This window comes from Paenibacillus tyrphae (assembly GCF_024158745.1).
In the GTDB taxonomy this organism is placed as follows: domain Bacteria; phylum Bacillota; class Bacilli; order Paenibacillales; family NBRC-103111; genus Paenibacillus_G; species Paenibacillus_G tyrfis_A.
On record NZ_JAMZAW010000039.1, the window covers coordinates 1 to 12,594 of the forward strand.

Genomic DNA, 12,594 nt, shown 5'->3' on the forward strand with positions numbered 1-12,594 from the left:
CTTCAACAAATGCTGCACTATCAAGCTCTGCAGCCTTTGTTTCTTGCTGTCACCTTGTTTAGCGGCGACTTTTATAATATATCACATTCGCCTATCGAAAAGCAAGCTTTTTTTATTTCTTTTTGTTTCCAGAGGTGAAGCTGCTTGCTTGCAAAAGGAGAACGAGTAATAAATTATCATAAGAGCGCACTGGAAGTCAAGCGTTTTTTCGATTTATTTTAATGGTACATCCGGTTTCTTGCGTATTTCGAGATTTCTTTAGGCGAGGCCAGGCGGGCATACATGCGGAAAATGACTTTGTACCGCGATTCGATCGCCGTTTTGATGTCCGCATCGATTCTCTTATCACTCAAGTCGAAGAGCATTTCATCCAGCTCCTTGCGCAGGACGTAATCCAGTTCTCTGCATTCCCGTTCATTAAACAAAAAGCCAAGCATGCCGATGTGGCCCCTTTCCAAAATGAAGTGCGCAAATGCAAAAAGAGATATGCAGCATTAGCGTAATCGAACCCAAACCAAGAAGGGCGGCGCTGGTCTGCATACCTCTTTATATCGCCAAAACCGTCTTGTGTTTTACTGTTATGCACAGTTTTGGGCATTTTTATGTGTTTGCGTTTCATTTATTTTTATCCGCGGGCCAGCCATAAGGTTAATGTACTTTCGATTAACGCGGCTAAGAACAGCACTGCCACAAGCATTACACTGACAGGCAGCAGCGCTTTGATAAACAGCAGAAACTGTTCTCTTGTCTTGACGGAACGGGTCGGACTAAGTGCAGAAAGCAGCATCTTCAGTACCATCACGCCCAATCGCAGCCCGAAAGCGCAAGCCACGATAATTGCTGGAATCTCCAGGATCCCATGGGGAAGGATTGTTTTGATCACATACAGCCACGATTGCTTCTGGGCCGATACCATACATACGTAGCCGAGCAGCAAGCCGTTGGCAAGAAGAAAGAACAGCGGGAATACCCCGAAAAACAGCCCTAAGGCGATGATCAATAACGATTTGGAAGCATTATTCCAAAAAATGAGCCAAAATAAAGACCATTGCTGATTCGGCTTGCTTGCAATGGAATCCGAGATTTGTTTTAACGCTTCGAGCTGGCCGTTGATGAACGCATGAAACTGGCTGGAGTACAGAGCGCCCATCACGATACCCGTGACAAATACCAAGGTGGATGCAATAAAGTAATGTTTCATCAGCTTCATTTGCATAATTGCATTTTTCCAATTCAAAGAGAGTCCCTCCTTTTAAGCATAAGATAAGGGTACGAGCATACATATCTACTAATACAAGCCTTTCCGGACGAGATGGGCAAAGGAGGCCTAGCCAGTGAATTATTTTTATGTCATGAACGGCAAAAAGCTCAAACAGGCGCTAATTATTACCGTTGCTGTCCTGTTCGCCATCGGCATCATTTATTCGGAAAGGGAAAATGTTTCTGTCTTCTCCCAATACGAACCCGCCGCGGTCTACAGCATTCCCACGGAAAGAAAGGTGATTGCTCTCACCTTCGATATCAGCTGGGGGGATACGCGCACGGAGCCGATCCTTCAAATCTTGGAAAATAAGGGGATTCGAAACGCTACCTTCTTCTTATCCTCCCCATGGACCAAAAGCCATCCCGACACCGTAAGCAAAATCGTCAAAGGCGGGTGGGAAATCGGCAGTCACGGACATAAGCACGTGAACTACAGCAGCTTGAACGATGAGGAAATCCGCGCCCAAATTAAGACGGCTCACCAAATCATTCAAGAAGTCACCGGTACAAGTCCGAACCTGCTGCGGCTCCCTAACGGCGATTTTGACAAACGCGTGCTGCGGATCGCGAACGAGCTGCGTTATACGGTCATTCAATGGGATACGGATTCCCAGGATTGGATGAATAAAGGGGTCGACACGATCATCAACCGCGTCTTATCTAAAGCGCATCCTGGCGATATCGTTTTATTTCACGCCAGCGACTCCGTCAAGCAAACCCACGAAGCGCTCCCCGTTATTATCGACAAATTACGTGAAAAAGGTTACGAGTTCGTAACCGTCAGTCAATTGATGAAGCAAACGAAGGTCGGCAATCAACCGCCAGTCGAAGATCAAACCATGAAGCCTGTACGTTAACCCCGCTTCTTATACGAAAAAACAGCAAGAGCCGTTACATCGGCTCTTTATTTGTGTTCAGCACTTTGCTGAGGATCAATATTTGCCAAGCATTGCACAAGTACAGCGGAACCATCATAAAGATTGTAGAAGCCGCGTTGTCGAGCCGCAGGGAAGGAATAGCCTCGATCGCCGTGACCGCGATCATAAAGAATAATGTCGGAATGGCGGCGCTGCGATTCGTCATTTTTATTTTCCACCAAGCTACGCCGATCGACACCAGAATGAGCGACAGCGGAAGGATCATATACACTCCCCAGCTCATCTGCTGCTCACTGCTAACATAACGCAAATAGATCAGATCGAACAAGACGATCACCGTAATGATCACTTGGACGATATCCCAAGCCCATTTTCGAAGAATACCGCCTATAATATACCGGACAATCAAATAAGCGAAAAAGCCCATCTGGCTCAACACACTGATCGTAGCACCGCCAAGGATCATCGTGATCACACTAAAGCCGATTTGTTTTCCGCCGAGCTCAACCTGTTGGTCCGTCAATTGTAGTACAAGCCCGGCAATAACGGCCGCCACCGCACCGATCAGCAGCGTGGTCCAAAATAAATAAAACCATTTTCTTAACGTCACGACCGCTATACCCCCAATAAGTCATTTCAACAGTTAATTGTACCAACCTTCACAATAAAAAGCTAACAACAATTGTGTTAATCCCCGGGGACGTAACAAATACTAACGGCAAAACAATGAAAGGAGCCCGAACTGATGATTGCGCGATGGATTCGTTTTTTACCCGCTGTCCTAATCGTCGGCTTCTTAACTTCCTGCGGTTCCGAATCACAAGCTTCATCCGCCGGCGGCGGGAATACTTATAAAGACACCAAGTCGATGGTTCTCGATATTTTGAAAACCGAAGACGGGCGGAAAGCTATCCAACAGGCTACCATACATGAGAACAGCAAGCTTCAATTATTATCCGCCGGTGATACGCAGCAGCTTCAGCTTGCAGTAAAGGATGTATTGACCGATACGGAGAGCAACCAGTTTCTGCAAAAAATGATTAGCGACCCGAAATTCGCCGGTCATTTTGCAAAAGCCATTCAAAAAGACACCAAGCAGCTTCAAAAAGAATTATTAAAGGACCCCGAATATCAAAAAGCCATGATGGATGCCATGAAGAGCCCGGATTTTGAAGCAATGCTAATGGATACGTTGAAGGGAACGGCCTACCGCACTCAAACCAAAGCTGTCATTCAGGAATCACTGCAAAGTCCGATTTTCCGCTTGGAAATGATGGATTTGATGAAAAAGGTGCTGCAGGAAGAATCGAAGCCTAAGGAGGAGAAAGGCAAGAAGAAGGGCGGTGAAGGCGAAGGCAAGGATAAGCAAAAAGGAGGACAAGGCAAGCAAGGTGGCGGATCTAAGCAAGGCGGTGGAAGCGGCGGAGGTTAACATTAAAGTTAGAAAAAAAGGATCAGCCTCCTCAGGCTGATCCTTTTTCCTCTAGCTGTTGGATGACTTGCTCCGCCATGTCACGGTAAATGAGCCCTGTTTCGGTATCGGCTTTATAAACCGAAGGAGAATAGTCCGCTTCGGCCACATGGTTGTCCGGGACGCCGAGAGGAATTTGCGCCAGCAGCTTCGTATGCAGCTCCTCAGCCAGCTTGCCGCCGCCTCCACGGCCGAACACATATTCTTTATTGCCGCATTTGCCGCAGGCATAGTACGACATATTTTCGACGACACCGATAATCTCATGCTCCGTATGAATCGCCATTGCTCCTGCTCGTGCCGCTACAAAAGCAGCTGTAGCATGGGGCGTGGTAACGATAATTTCTTTGCTGTGCGGAATCATCTGATGGACGTCCAGGGCCACATCTCCCGTCCCCGGGGGCAGGTCCAGCAAAATATAATCAAGCTCGCCCCACTCCACTTCGTTAAAGAAGTTGCGGAGCATTTTCCCCAGCATCGGGCCGCGCCAAATGACCGGTGTATTTTCTTCGACAAAAAAGCCCATGGAAATCACTTTAACGCCGAATCGTTCAACCGGAATAATGCGGTTGTTCATGAGCTGCGGACGTTCTTCAATTCCCATCATGTCGGGAACGCTAAATCCGTAAATATCGGCATCGACCAAGCCGACTTTCTTCCCTAATCTTGCTAACGCTACAGCCAGGTTAACCGTGACTGTCGACTTCCCAACGCCGCCTTTTCCGCTCGCGATGGCAATGAAACGCACTCCCGATTGCGGGTCAAGCACGTTGACTGAAGGCTCGGAAGGTTGCTCGTTTTTTTCGTGAACAGAAGCGGATTCTTGAGCCTTGCGCGCCGCTTCGTTGCGCTCGAATTCGGACAGCAGCCGAAAACGCAGGTGAACGTCCGTGGCGCCTGCTTGTTTGAAAGCTTCAGCAATCTGATCCTGCAGCTGCTGCTTGTACGATTCGTTATCACTGGACAGCAGTACGGTTGCCGACACATGTTGTTCTTTGATCATGATATCGCGAATAAAATTCAAACCGGCCAAGCTTAAGCCGAACTCCAGGTCCTTCAGCGGGCTTACGAAAGCCAGCAATTGTTCTTTGGTTATCACGATGTCACCTCGGCGATCCATAGTTAAGTTCTACTGCGGTATATTATACCACAAATTCATCAGGAGCCCACTTTTTCACCCGAATAGTACCGGAGAATGCCTTGATAAATGGAAGTCGCTATCTTTTTCTGATAAGCCGGATCCCGAAGCAGTTGAGCTTCACCCGGATTGGATAAAAAACCGACTTCGACGAGAGCGCTTGGAATGGTCATCGCTTTAAGCAAATAGATTTCTTTGTCGGCCTGCTTCGCGACCCGATCCGTATTTTTCAAGTTCCTTTTCATTTCCTCCTGAATCAACGTTGCCAAGGTCGAATTGTCCGCATGATTCGGATAAAAAAACGTCTGCGCACCCGACCAGCGGGGGGACGGTATGCTGTTCAGATGGATGCTGACGAATAGATTGGACTTCTGCTTGGTAACAAATTCAGCCCGTTTCAGCAGATCTTCGGTTTTGCGTTTACTGTATCCTTTCGTTTCCGGAGAGGCCAGGTCCCGGTCGTCCTCCCGGGTCATGACCACCAATGCTCCCGACTGCTGCAAATAATCCCGAAGGTGCAAGGCAATGGCCAAATTGACATCCTTCTCCTCCAGCCCGTCCTTACTTCGAGCGCCTCCGTCCGCCCCGCCATGCCCGGCATCCAATGCGATGATTTTGCCGGACAACGGCATCGTCCAATACGTCCATGTTTTGGTGGATGGGAGCTCGTAGGTGAACATAAACAGCATGAGCGCCACCAACAAGGCTGACATAACGATTTTGATCCCGCTATGCATGGTCAGCCAAACGACGACCCTCTTTCTTTTTCCGAACATGAAAAAATCCACCTCACATCCCTAGACTCTCTTTCATCTTATGGGACGAGGTGGACAATTATACCTAGCTTATACCTGATATTCAGGTTCTTTCATACCTTCGATCAACACTTCCGCTACTTCCGGCCGCGTGAACTGAGGCGGCGGGCATTGGCCGTCACGCAGCAGCGCACGAACTTTTGTTCCGGACAGATGCAAATGGTCTTCTTTGCCGTGCGGACACGTCTTGCTGGAGGCCATGTTGCCGCACTTGGTGCAAAAGAAGCTGTGCTCGAAGAACAGCGGCGTGATGCCAAGCTCTTCGGGAGTGAAATTGCTGAAGATTTCCTGTGCTTCATACGTTCCGTAATAGTCGCCTACACCCGCATGATCGCGCCCTACAATAAAATGCGTGCAGCCGTAGTTTTTCCGCACCATCGCATGGAAAATCGCTTCACGCGGCCCGGCATAGCGCATCGCTGCGGGGAATACGCCCAAAAATACGCGGTCCTTCGGATAGTAATTTTCCAGCAGAACCAAGTAACTGCGCATCCGGACATCCGCCGATATATCGTCAGACTTGGTCTCGCCCACGAGCGGGTTCAGAAAGAGCGCATCGACGATTTCCATAGCGCTTTTTTGAATGTATTCATGCGCCCGGTGAACCGGATTCCGAGTTTGGAAACCGACTACGGTCCTCCAGCCCTTCTCGGAAAAAAGTAGCCGCGTTACAGCCGGATCGTAGTAAAACTCCTCGAATTTATCCGGCTTCGGACGGTTTAATACTTGGATCGGCCCGCCCACATAGGTAGACGGCCGGGAGAACAGCTTCTGGACGCCGGGATGCGCCTCGTCGTCGGTTTTAAACACGTTCAGCGCTTCTTTGCGTTGGTCGACATGATAAATGCTTTGAACTTCAATAATGCCGTAGACGATGCCGTCCTGGGCTCCTACAAGCGCTACTTCCTGTCCGATCGCAAGGTTACTGGCGATTTGCGGATCAACAGCTAACGTAATCGGAATGCTCCAGACCGTTCCGTCTTCCAAGCGCATACGTTCCACGACTGAATGATAATCCTGTTCACCCAAAAAGCCTGTAAGCGGCGAAAAAGCGCCGACACCGATCAAATCGAGATCGGAAATCGTCCATGCGTCGATTTTAAGCGAATATAACGTTGCAGCATGCTCCAGCAGGCTTGTTCTTTTCTCGCCCTCAATCACCCGATTAATGAGCGTTCCACCGTGCGGTCGAATAGTTTCTCCCATCGCTATTGCCCCTCCCATTGTCCTCTCTGCTTATTTGTGAAGTCCGCATTCCGTCTTCTCGAAACCGGCCCAACGGCCCGCTCTCGGGTCCTCACCTGCCACTACCTGACGGGTACAGTGCTCGCAGCCGATACTTGGGTAGTTCCGATCATGAAGCGGGTTGTAAATAATGTTGTTGCTTCGAATATAACTCCATACATCTTCAGATGTCCAATCGGCGAGCGGATTGAATTTGATAAGACCAAACTTGACGTCGTATTCAACCTTCTTGGAATTGGCGCGTGTCGGCGCCTGGTCGCGGCGAATTCCTGTGATCCAGGCATCGTAGTTTTTGAGGATATCCGTTAAGGGATCGACTTTGCGGATGTTACAGCATTGGTTCGGAGCGCTCTTCCACAGTTCTTCGCCAAACTGCTGCGCCTGCTCTGCCAATGTCAGCTTCGGGAGCACTTGAACGAATTCGACTCCGTAGTGCTGCTGCAGGCGGTCGCGGGTTTCATAGGTTTCCTGAAAATGCACGTTCGTATCCAGGTAAAAGATATCTGTTTTGGGGCTGACCTTCTGGAGCATATCGACCAATACGACGTCCTCTGCTCCAAAACTACAGGCTAAAGTGATATTGGGGAAACTTTCTACCGCCCAGGATAAAAGTGCCTCCGGGCTTTGAGCTTCAAAATCCTCTGCAGCTTGGCGGATTAACTCCTCTTTTTCAAATAAATTCATGATTTTACGCACCTCCGTTAGTTTAATTCCGAGTATAGTTATGTGTTTTATTTTATTTATTTTTATTATAAACGATGGACCCTTTTTGTCAATTTAAAATTTTGTCTAGGCTTCTGCCTTATTTTATTGCTCTCAGGCTTGTTCGGTGAAAATAAAAAAACCTTTCCGAAGTGAATTCGGAAAGGTTCGTTGTGTCGATATTAACGTTTGGAGAATTGAGGAGCGCGACGAGCAGCTTTCAAGCCGTACTTTTTACGCTCTTTCATCCGCGGGTCACGAGTCAAGAAGCCCGCTTTCTTCAGGGCGCCGCGGAATTCCGGATCTGCCTTCAGCAGAGCGCGGGAAATCCCGTGACGGATCGCGCCGGCTTGTCCGGAGATCCCGCCGCCATGAGCCAAAACCAATACATCGTACTTGGACAATGTTTCAGTCAGGTTCAGCGGTTGTTTTACGATCAATTTCAGCGTTTCCAGACCAAAGTATTCGTCCAGCTCGCGTTTATTAATAACGATACGGCCTTCGCCCGGTACCAAACGTACACGTGCTACCGAATGCTTACGACGACCGGTGCCATAATATTGTACTTGTGCCACAAGACAGTCCTCCCTTTATTAACCGCGAAGTTCCCAAACTTCAGGTTGTTGTGCTTGATGCGGATGTTCCGAACCTGCATACACTTTAAGCTTCGTTTTCAGGCGGTTGCCCAAACGGTTTTTCGGAAGCATACCGTGAATCGCCAGTTCCAACATACGCTCAGGCTTGTTGTTCAGCATATCTTGAGCCGAAGTCACTTTCAGACCGCCCGGATGCAGGGAGTGACGATAGTACATTTTGTTTTGCAGTTTTTTACCTGTCAAAACGATTTTCTCAGCATTGACGACAACGACGAAATCGCCAGTGTCTACATGCGGAGTGAATTGAGGCTTATGTTTGCCGCGCAGAATGCTTGCCGCTTCGCTGGCCAGACGTCCAAGCGTCTTGCCGGTAGCATCGATGATGTACCATTTGCGTTCAACTTCATTAGCCTTCGCCATATATGTGGTACGCATGTTAATGTTCCTCCTAAATCTATCTTCATCACAGGTCATTCATTTATCATGGTTATAGGTTATAACAAGTTGGTTGGCCGTTTCATTGACCCGGGGCCGTGGGGTAGCCAGTCATAAGAAACACCATTTGTTATTTTACTACATCGGCATGCAGTAATCAAGCATTTGGCGCATCTTTTCCGTAAAAAACTTCCCACAGCATAAGCCCGTGCGCCATCGCCGTCGGCCCTGCCAAAGCCCTGTCTTTCGCCGACAATACATCGCGAATACTAGACGGGCTCCGCTTCCCTTCGCCAACCTCAATCAAGGTACCTACAATGATCCGCACCATATTATATAAGAAACCGCTGCCGGTCAAATAAATGTGGATAGCGTACGACTGCAAGTGCGGCTCTATCGATTCGCATTCCAAGCGAGCTTCGAAGATCGTGCGAACATGGCTATCCGCCGATGATCGGCTCGAACAAAACGAAGTGAAGTCATGCTCGCCGACAAAGCAGCTCAGCGCGTCCTGCATGGCCTTTATATCAAGGGGAGTCGGATGGTGAAATTCCGTGTGCTGCTTAAACAGGTCCGGATATTTCCCGCATCGTATCGTATATCGGTACGTCTTGAGCTTAGCGGACCTTCGGGCATGAAAATCATCCGGCACCACCCTAGCATCCCATACCACAATATCATCCGGCAATCGCGAGTTAATCGCCATGCACCAGCGTTCAATGGGGATTTGAGAACCGGTCTGAAAATTAAAAACCTGTCCCCGCGCATGAACCCCCGCATCGGTCCGCCCCGAAGCCGTCACTTTGATCTCCTCGAGGGTGAGCTGATACAAAGCTTGCTCCAACTGCTGCTGAATCGTAATCTTCTGAGGCTGCGTCTGGAAGCCATGGTAGCTCGCCCCGTTGTAGGATACCGTCATGCTGATGTTTCTCACGGCAGTCCTCCGTGCTTGGAAAACGAATTTTCGATCCTACAAAAAAAAGGGTTTCATCAGAATCGTAAGATCCCGTCCACCCTTTCCCATCCTTTTTCTCTTAAGCCCGGTCTACAAGCTCCAAGTAAACCATTGGAGCAGCATCGCCGCGACGAGGTCCGAGCTTCAAAATGCGGGTATAGCCGCCTTGACGCTCAGCGTAGCGAGGAGCCAGATCGGAGAAAAGCTTTTGAATCGCATCTTGGTTTTCGTTAGCCGCTTCGCGACGAACAAAGGAAGCCACTTGCCGACGTGCGTGCAAGTCACCACGTTTTGCCAAGGTGATCAATTTTTCTGCGATGGAACGAAGTTCTTTGGCTTTCGCTTCCGTCGTTTGAATGCGCTCATGTATGAACAAGTCGGTTACCAGATCGCGAAACAAAGCTTTACGCGCGCTGGAGTCACGACCCAACTTTTGGTATGCCATGTGAGCAACCTCCTTCTGCTTGATTGGTCAGAGGTGCGCGACTTAAGACTTAATCTTCCATTCTCAGGCCAAGACCAAGCTCTTCGAGCTTCTCTTGAACTTCCTCCAGAGATTTGCGACCCAAGTTGCGGACCTTCATCATGTCTTCTTCCGTTTTCGTAATCAATTCCTGCACCGTATTGATGCCGGCGCGCTTCAGGCAGTTGTAGGAACGAACCGAGAGATCGAGTTCTTCGATAGTCATCTCCAGAACTTTCTCCTTCTTGTCCTCTTCCTTCTCCACCATAATCTCGGCGTCCTTGGCTTCGTCGGTCAGACCGACGAACAGCATCAGATGCTCCGTCAAAATTTTGGCGCCCAAGCTTACGGCTTCTTCCGGGCGGATGCTACCATCCGTCCAAACTTCAAGGGTCAACTTATCATAGTTGGTAACTTGACCGACGCGAGTATTTTCTACGCTGTAATTGACACGAGTAATCGGAGTGTAGATCGAATCGATCGGAATCACGCCGATCGGCTGATCCTCTTTTTTGTTCTTGTCTGCCGATACGTATCCCCGGCCGCGGCTCGCATGAATTCTCATATGCAGCCTTGCATCGGAGGACAGCGTAGCAATGTGCAAATCAGGGTTTAAGATTTCCACATCGCTATCGCCGCGAATATCGCCAGCCACAACAGCCCCTTCACCTTCGGCATCAATCTCGAGCACTTTCTCCTCATCGGAGTGAATCTTGAGCGATAGCCCTTTCAGGTTCAGGATAATCTCCGTAACATCTTCCATGACACCCGGAATGGTGGAGAACTCATGCAGCACGCCGTCGATTTGCACGGACGTCACAGCGGCGCCCGGCAAAGACGAAAGCAAAATTCTGCGAAGCGAGTTCCCAAGAGTCGTTCCGTAGCCTCGTTCCAATGGCTCTACGACAAACTTGCCGTAGGTGCCGTCTTCGCTCAATGATACGGTTTCTATTTTCGGCTTTTCGATTTCGATCATGGTTACACCCTCCTTCAAACGTCGTTTCCCTTTGGATAACTTAAGACGTATAAACGCGCAGTATGCCTATCCAAATAGTATTCACAACTTTTGGAAAATTATACCGCCTGGCTTAGCAATCCTAATTAGACACGACGACGTTTCGGAGGACGGCAACCGTTGTGAGGAATCGGTGTAACGTCTTTAATCAGGTTAACTTCCAAACCTGCAGCTTGCAGCGAACGAATCGCAGCTTCGCGACCTGCACCCGGTCCTTTAACCATAACCTCAACTGCTCTCATGCCATGCTCCATAGCAGCTTTTGCCGCAGATTCGGCAGCCATTTGCGCAGCAAACGGAGTGCTTTTACGCGAGCCTTTGAAGCCGAGGTTACCGGCGCTTGCCCAGGAGATTGCATTCCCGTGCGGGTCGGTAATGGTTACGATAGTGTTGTTGAACGTAGAGCGGATATGAGCCACTCCGGAGTCGATATTTTTCCGATCACGACGTTTTGTACGAACGACTTTTTTAGGTTTAGCCATTTAAAGGTTACCCCCCTTTACTATTTTTTCTTATTAGCTACCGTACGACGAGGACCTTTGCGCGTACGAGCATTTGTTTTAGTACGTTGACCGCGAACAGGCAGGCCGCGGCGGTGACGAACGCCACGATAGCAGCCGATCTCGATCAGGCGCTTAATGTTCAGTGCGATTTCACGACGCAGGTCGCCTTCTACTTTCAGCGTTTTGTCGATGACGTCGCGGATTTTGCTTACTTCGTCTTCCGTCAAATCGCGAACGCGAGTATCGGTATTGATACCGGTTTGAGCGACGATTTTTTGAGCAGTCGTGTTACCGATCCCGAAAATGTAGGTCAGCGCGATTACTACTCGTTTGTCACGAGGCAAGTCTACACCAGCAATACGTGCCATTTAACACAGCACCTCCTTAACCTTGTTTTTGTTTATGCTTCGGATTTTCGCAGATTACCATAACGTTCCCTTTGCGGCGAATGACTTTGCATTTTTCGCAAATCGGCTTGACCGACGGTCTAACCTTCATGGTGTTAACCTCCTAAGAGTTTTCGTTAGAAAACTTACTTCGTAAGCGTTAGCTGAGCTTCGTGAGAAAACTGACTTCGTACATTTATTTAAAACGATAGGTTATACGGCCTCTGGTCAAATCATAGGGCGAAAGCTCGACCGTCACTTTATCGCCGGGCAGGATCCGGATAAAGTGCATTCTGATTTTACCGGATACGTGAGCAAGTATCTTATGACCGTTCTCCAGTTCAACCTTAAACATTGCATTCGGAAGAGGTTCAATCACTGTACCTTCAACTTCAATCACATCTTCTTTGGCCACAGTCATTCTCCTTTCTCTTGCGCTTTCGCTGATTCATGGTCCGCATACTTCGTCAATGCAAACCGCAGCTTTCCGTTGGTGACTCGACCGGTAGTCATAATACTATCAGCCACTTCGCTGCTGATCGCCGGCAGAAGCTCAAGATGAATCACGTTTTTCTTTTTGGGTGCGTCTGATTTCCGTTTTCCGCCGTCTGCAATCCACACGTACCGTTGGTCTACGACGCCGATTATGACAGCGTACGATCCGGATTCCCGTCCCCGATTCACCCTTACGATTTGTCCGATCTGGGGCATGTTCGATGTTGCCATCGT

19 protein-coding genes are annotated in these 12,594 nt (G+C 49.0%); 2 read left to right on the forward strand and 17 right to left on the reverse strand.

From position 1 onward, the window contains the following. Positions 1-218: 218 nt before the first annotated feature. Complete coding sequence (locus tag NI000_RS34450) at positions 219-437, reverse strand: hypothetical protein (RefSeq protein ID WP_036691499.1); 219 nt, start codon at positions 435-437, stop codon at positions 219-221. 188 nt (positions 438-625) lie between these two features. Beyond that, complete coding sequence (locus tag NI000_RS34455) at positions 626-1,237, reverse strand: stage II sporulation protein M (protein ID WP_253415843.1); 612 nt, start codon at positions 1,235-1,237, stop codon at positions 626-628. 97 nt (positions 1,238-1,334) lie between these two features. On the opposite strand from NI000_RS34455, the gene pdaB reads away from it, so the two are divergent. Then, on the forward strand, positions 1,335-2,120 hold the full coding sequence (gene pdaB / locus NI000_RS34460) for a polysaccharide deacetylase family sporulation protein PdaB (RefSeq protein ID WP_253415844.1): 786 nt from the start codon (positions 1,335-1,337) through the stop codon (positions 2,118-2,120). A 34-nt stretch (positions 2,121-2,154) separates the two neighbouring features. Here pdaB and NI000_RS34465 read toward each other — a convergent pair whose 3' ends face one another. Continuing rightward, positions 2,155-2,751 carry a KinB-signaling pathway activation protein gene (locus NI000_RS34465; protein WP_253415845.1) on the reverse strand — a complete coding sequence of 199 codons (597 nt, stop codon included), beginning with the start codon at positions 2,749-2,751 and terminating at the stop codon, positions 2,155-2,157. A gap of 135 nt (positions 2,752-2,886) precedes the next feature. Between NI000_RS34465 and gerD the strand changes: the two genes are divergently transcribed. Next, a complete protein-coding gene (gene gerD, locus NI000_RS34470; RefSeq protein ID WP_253415846.1) occupies positions 2,887-3,573 on the forward strand; it encodes a spore germination lipoprotein GerD in 687 nt (228 codons plus the stop codon). Positions 3,574-3,604: 31 nt separating this feature from the next. On the opposite strand, the gene NI000_RS34475 is transcribed toward gerD, so the two are convergent. From NI000_RS34475 to NI000_RS34540, 14 genes are all read right to left on the reverse strand, one after another. Next, complete coding sequence (locus NI000_RS34475) at positions 3,605-4,711, reverse strand: Mrp/NBP35 family ATP-binding protein (RefSeq protein ID WP_309247960.1); 1,107 nt, start codon at positions 4,709-4,711, stop codon at positions 3,605-3,607. Between the two features lie 59 nt (positions 4,712-4,770). Next, the gene (gene cwlD, locus NI000_RS34480; protein WP_253415847.1) at positions 4,771-5,526 is read right to left on the reverse strand and encodes an N-acetylmuramoyl-L-alanine amidase CwlD; all 756 of its coding nucleotides are present in this window, start codon (positions 5,524-5,526) and stop codon (positions 4,771-4,773) included. 69 nt (positions 5,527-5,595) lie between these two features. Continuing rightward, positions 5,596-6,771 (reverse strand): sulfate adenylyltransferase, encoded by a 1,176-nt coding sequence (sat, locus tag NI000_RS34485; protein WP_253415848.1) that lies wholly within the window; start codon positions 6,769-6,771, stop codon positions 5,596-5,598. Positions 6,772-6,801: 30 nt separating this feature from the next. Then, positions 6,802-7,494 carry a phosphoadenylyl-sulfate reductase gene (locus NI000_RS34490; protein ID WP_253415849.1) on the reverse strand — a complete coding sequence of 231 codons (693 nt, stop codon included), beginning with the start codon at positions 7,492-7,494 and terminating at the stop codon, positions 6,802-6,804. Between the two features lie 200 nt (positions 7,495-7,694). After that, complete coding sequence (gene rpsI, locus NI000_RS34495; protein ID WP_010498826.1) at positions 7,695-8,087, reverse strand: 30S ribosomal protein S9; 393 nt, start codon at positions 8,085-8,087, stop codon at positions 7,695-7,697. A gap of 18 nt (positions 8,088-8,105) precedes the next feature. Then, the gene (gene rplM / locus NI000_RS34500; protein WP_253415850.1) at positions 8,106-8,543 is read right to left on the reverse strand and encodes a 50S ribosomal protein L13; all 438 of its coding nucleotides are present in this window, start codon (positions 8,541-8,543) and stop codon (positions 8,106-8,108) included. Between the two features lie 157 nt (positions 8,544-8,700). Next, on the reverse strand, positions 8,701-9,477 hold the full coding sequence (gene truA / locus NI000_RS34505) for a tRNA pseudouridine(38-40) synthase TruA (protein WP_253415851.1): 777 nt from the start codon (positions 9,475-9,477) through the stop codon (positions 8,701-8,703). Between the two features lie 100 nt (positions 9,478-9,577). After that, positions 9,578-9,943 carry a 50S ribosomal protein L17 gene (rplQ, locus tag NI000_RS34510; RefSeq protein ID WP_010498832.1) on the reverse strand — a complete coding sequence of 122 codons (366 nt, stop codon included), beginning with the start codon at positions 9,941-9,943 and terminating at the stop codon, positions 9,578-9,580. 49 nt (positions 9,944-9,992) lie between these two features. Then, positions 9,993-10,937: a DNA-directed RNA polymerase subunit alpha gene (locus NI000_RS34515; RefSeq protein WP_036691383.1), complete on the reverse strand. Its 945-nt coding sequence runs from the start codon at positions 10,935-10,937 to the stop codon at positions 9,993-9,995. 125 nt (positions 10,938-11,062) lie between these two features. Then, a complete protein-coding gene (rpsK, locus tag NI000_RS34520) occupies positions 11,063-11,458 on the reverse strand; it encodes a 30S ribosomal protein S11 (protein ID WP_010498836.1) in 396 nt (131 codons plus the stop codon). Between the two features lie 20 nt (positions 11,459-11,478). Then, a complete protein-coding gene (gene rpsM, locus NI000_RS34525; protein ID WP_253415852.1) occupies positions 11,479-11,847 on the reverse strand; it encodes a 30S ribosomal protein S13 in 369 nt (122 codons plus the stop codon). A 16-nt stretch (positions 11,848-11,863) separates the two neighbouring features. Beyond that, complete coding sequence (gene rpmJ / locus NI000_RS34530) at positions 11,864-11,977, reverse strand: 50S ribosomal protein L36 (protein ID WP_003333770.1); 114 nt, start codon at positions 11,975-11,977, stop codon at positions 11,864-11,866. A gap of 84 nt (positions 11,978-12,061) precedes the next feature. Beyond that, complete coding sequence (gene infA, locus NI000_RS34535) at positions 12,062-12,280, reverse strand: translation initiation factor IF-1 (RefSeq protein ID WP_009676800.1); 219 nt, start codon at positions 12,278-12,280, stop codon at positions 12,062-12,064. 2 nt (positions 12,281-12,282) lie between these two features. Beyond that, positions 12,283-12,591, reverse strand: coding sequence for a KOW domain-containing RNA-binding protein (locus NI000_RS34540; RefSeq protein ID WP_025851050.1), 309 nt, complete (start codon positions 12,589-12,591; stop codon positions 12,283-12,285). Positions 12,592-12,594 lie beyond the last annotated feature (3 nt).

Coding starts and splice junctions, on each gene's coding strand:
- NI000_RS34450 (WP_036691499.1), bottom strand. CDS start 437: ATGCTTGGCTTTTTGTTTAATGAACGGGAATGCAGAGAACTGGATTAC.
- gerD (WP_253415846.1), top strand. CDS start 2,887: ATGATTGCGCGATGGATTCGTTTTTTACCCGCTGTCCTAATCGTCGGC.
- cwlD (WP_253415847.1), bottom strand. CDS start 5,526: ATGTTCGGAAAAAGAAAGAGGGTCGTCGTTTGGCTGACCATGCATAGC.
- sat (WP_253415848.1), bottom strand. CDS start 6,771: ATGGGAGAAACTATTCGACCGCACGGTGGAACGCTCATTAATCGGGTG.
- NI000_RS34490 (WP_253415849.1), bottom strand. CDS start 7,494: ATGAATTTATTTGAAAAAGAGGAGTTAATCCGCCAAGCTGCAGAGGAT.
- rplM (WP_253415850.1), bottom strand. CDS start 8,543: ATGCGTACCACATATATGGCGAAGGCTAATGAAGTTGAACGCAAATGG.
- rplQ (WP_010498832.1), bottom strand. CDS start 9,943: ATGGCATACCAAAAGTTGGGTCGTGACTCCAGCGCGCGTAAAGCTTTG.
- NI000_RS34515 (WP_036691383.1), bottom strand. CDS start 10,937: ATGATCGAAATCGAAAAGCCGAAAATAGAAACCGTATCATTGAGCGAA.
- rpsK (WP_010498836.1), bottom strand. CDS start 11,458: ATGGCTAAACCTAAAAAAGTCGTTCGTACAAAACGTCGTGATCGGAAA.
- rpsM (WP_253415852.1), bottom strand. CDS start 11,847: ATGGCACGTATTGCTGGTGTAGACTTGCCTCGTGACAAACGAGTAGTA.
- rpmJ (WP_003333770.1), bottom strand. CDS start 11,977: ATGAAGGTTAGACCGTCGGTCAAGCCGATTTGCGAAAAATGCAAAGTC.
- NI000_RS34540 (WP_025851050.1), bottom strand. CDS start 12,591: ATGGCAACATCGAACATGCCCCAGATCGGACAAATCGTAAGGGTGAAT.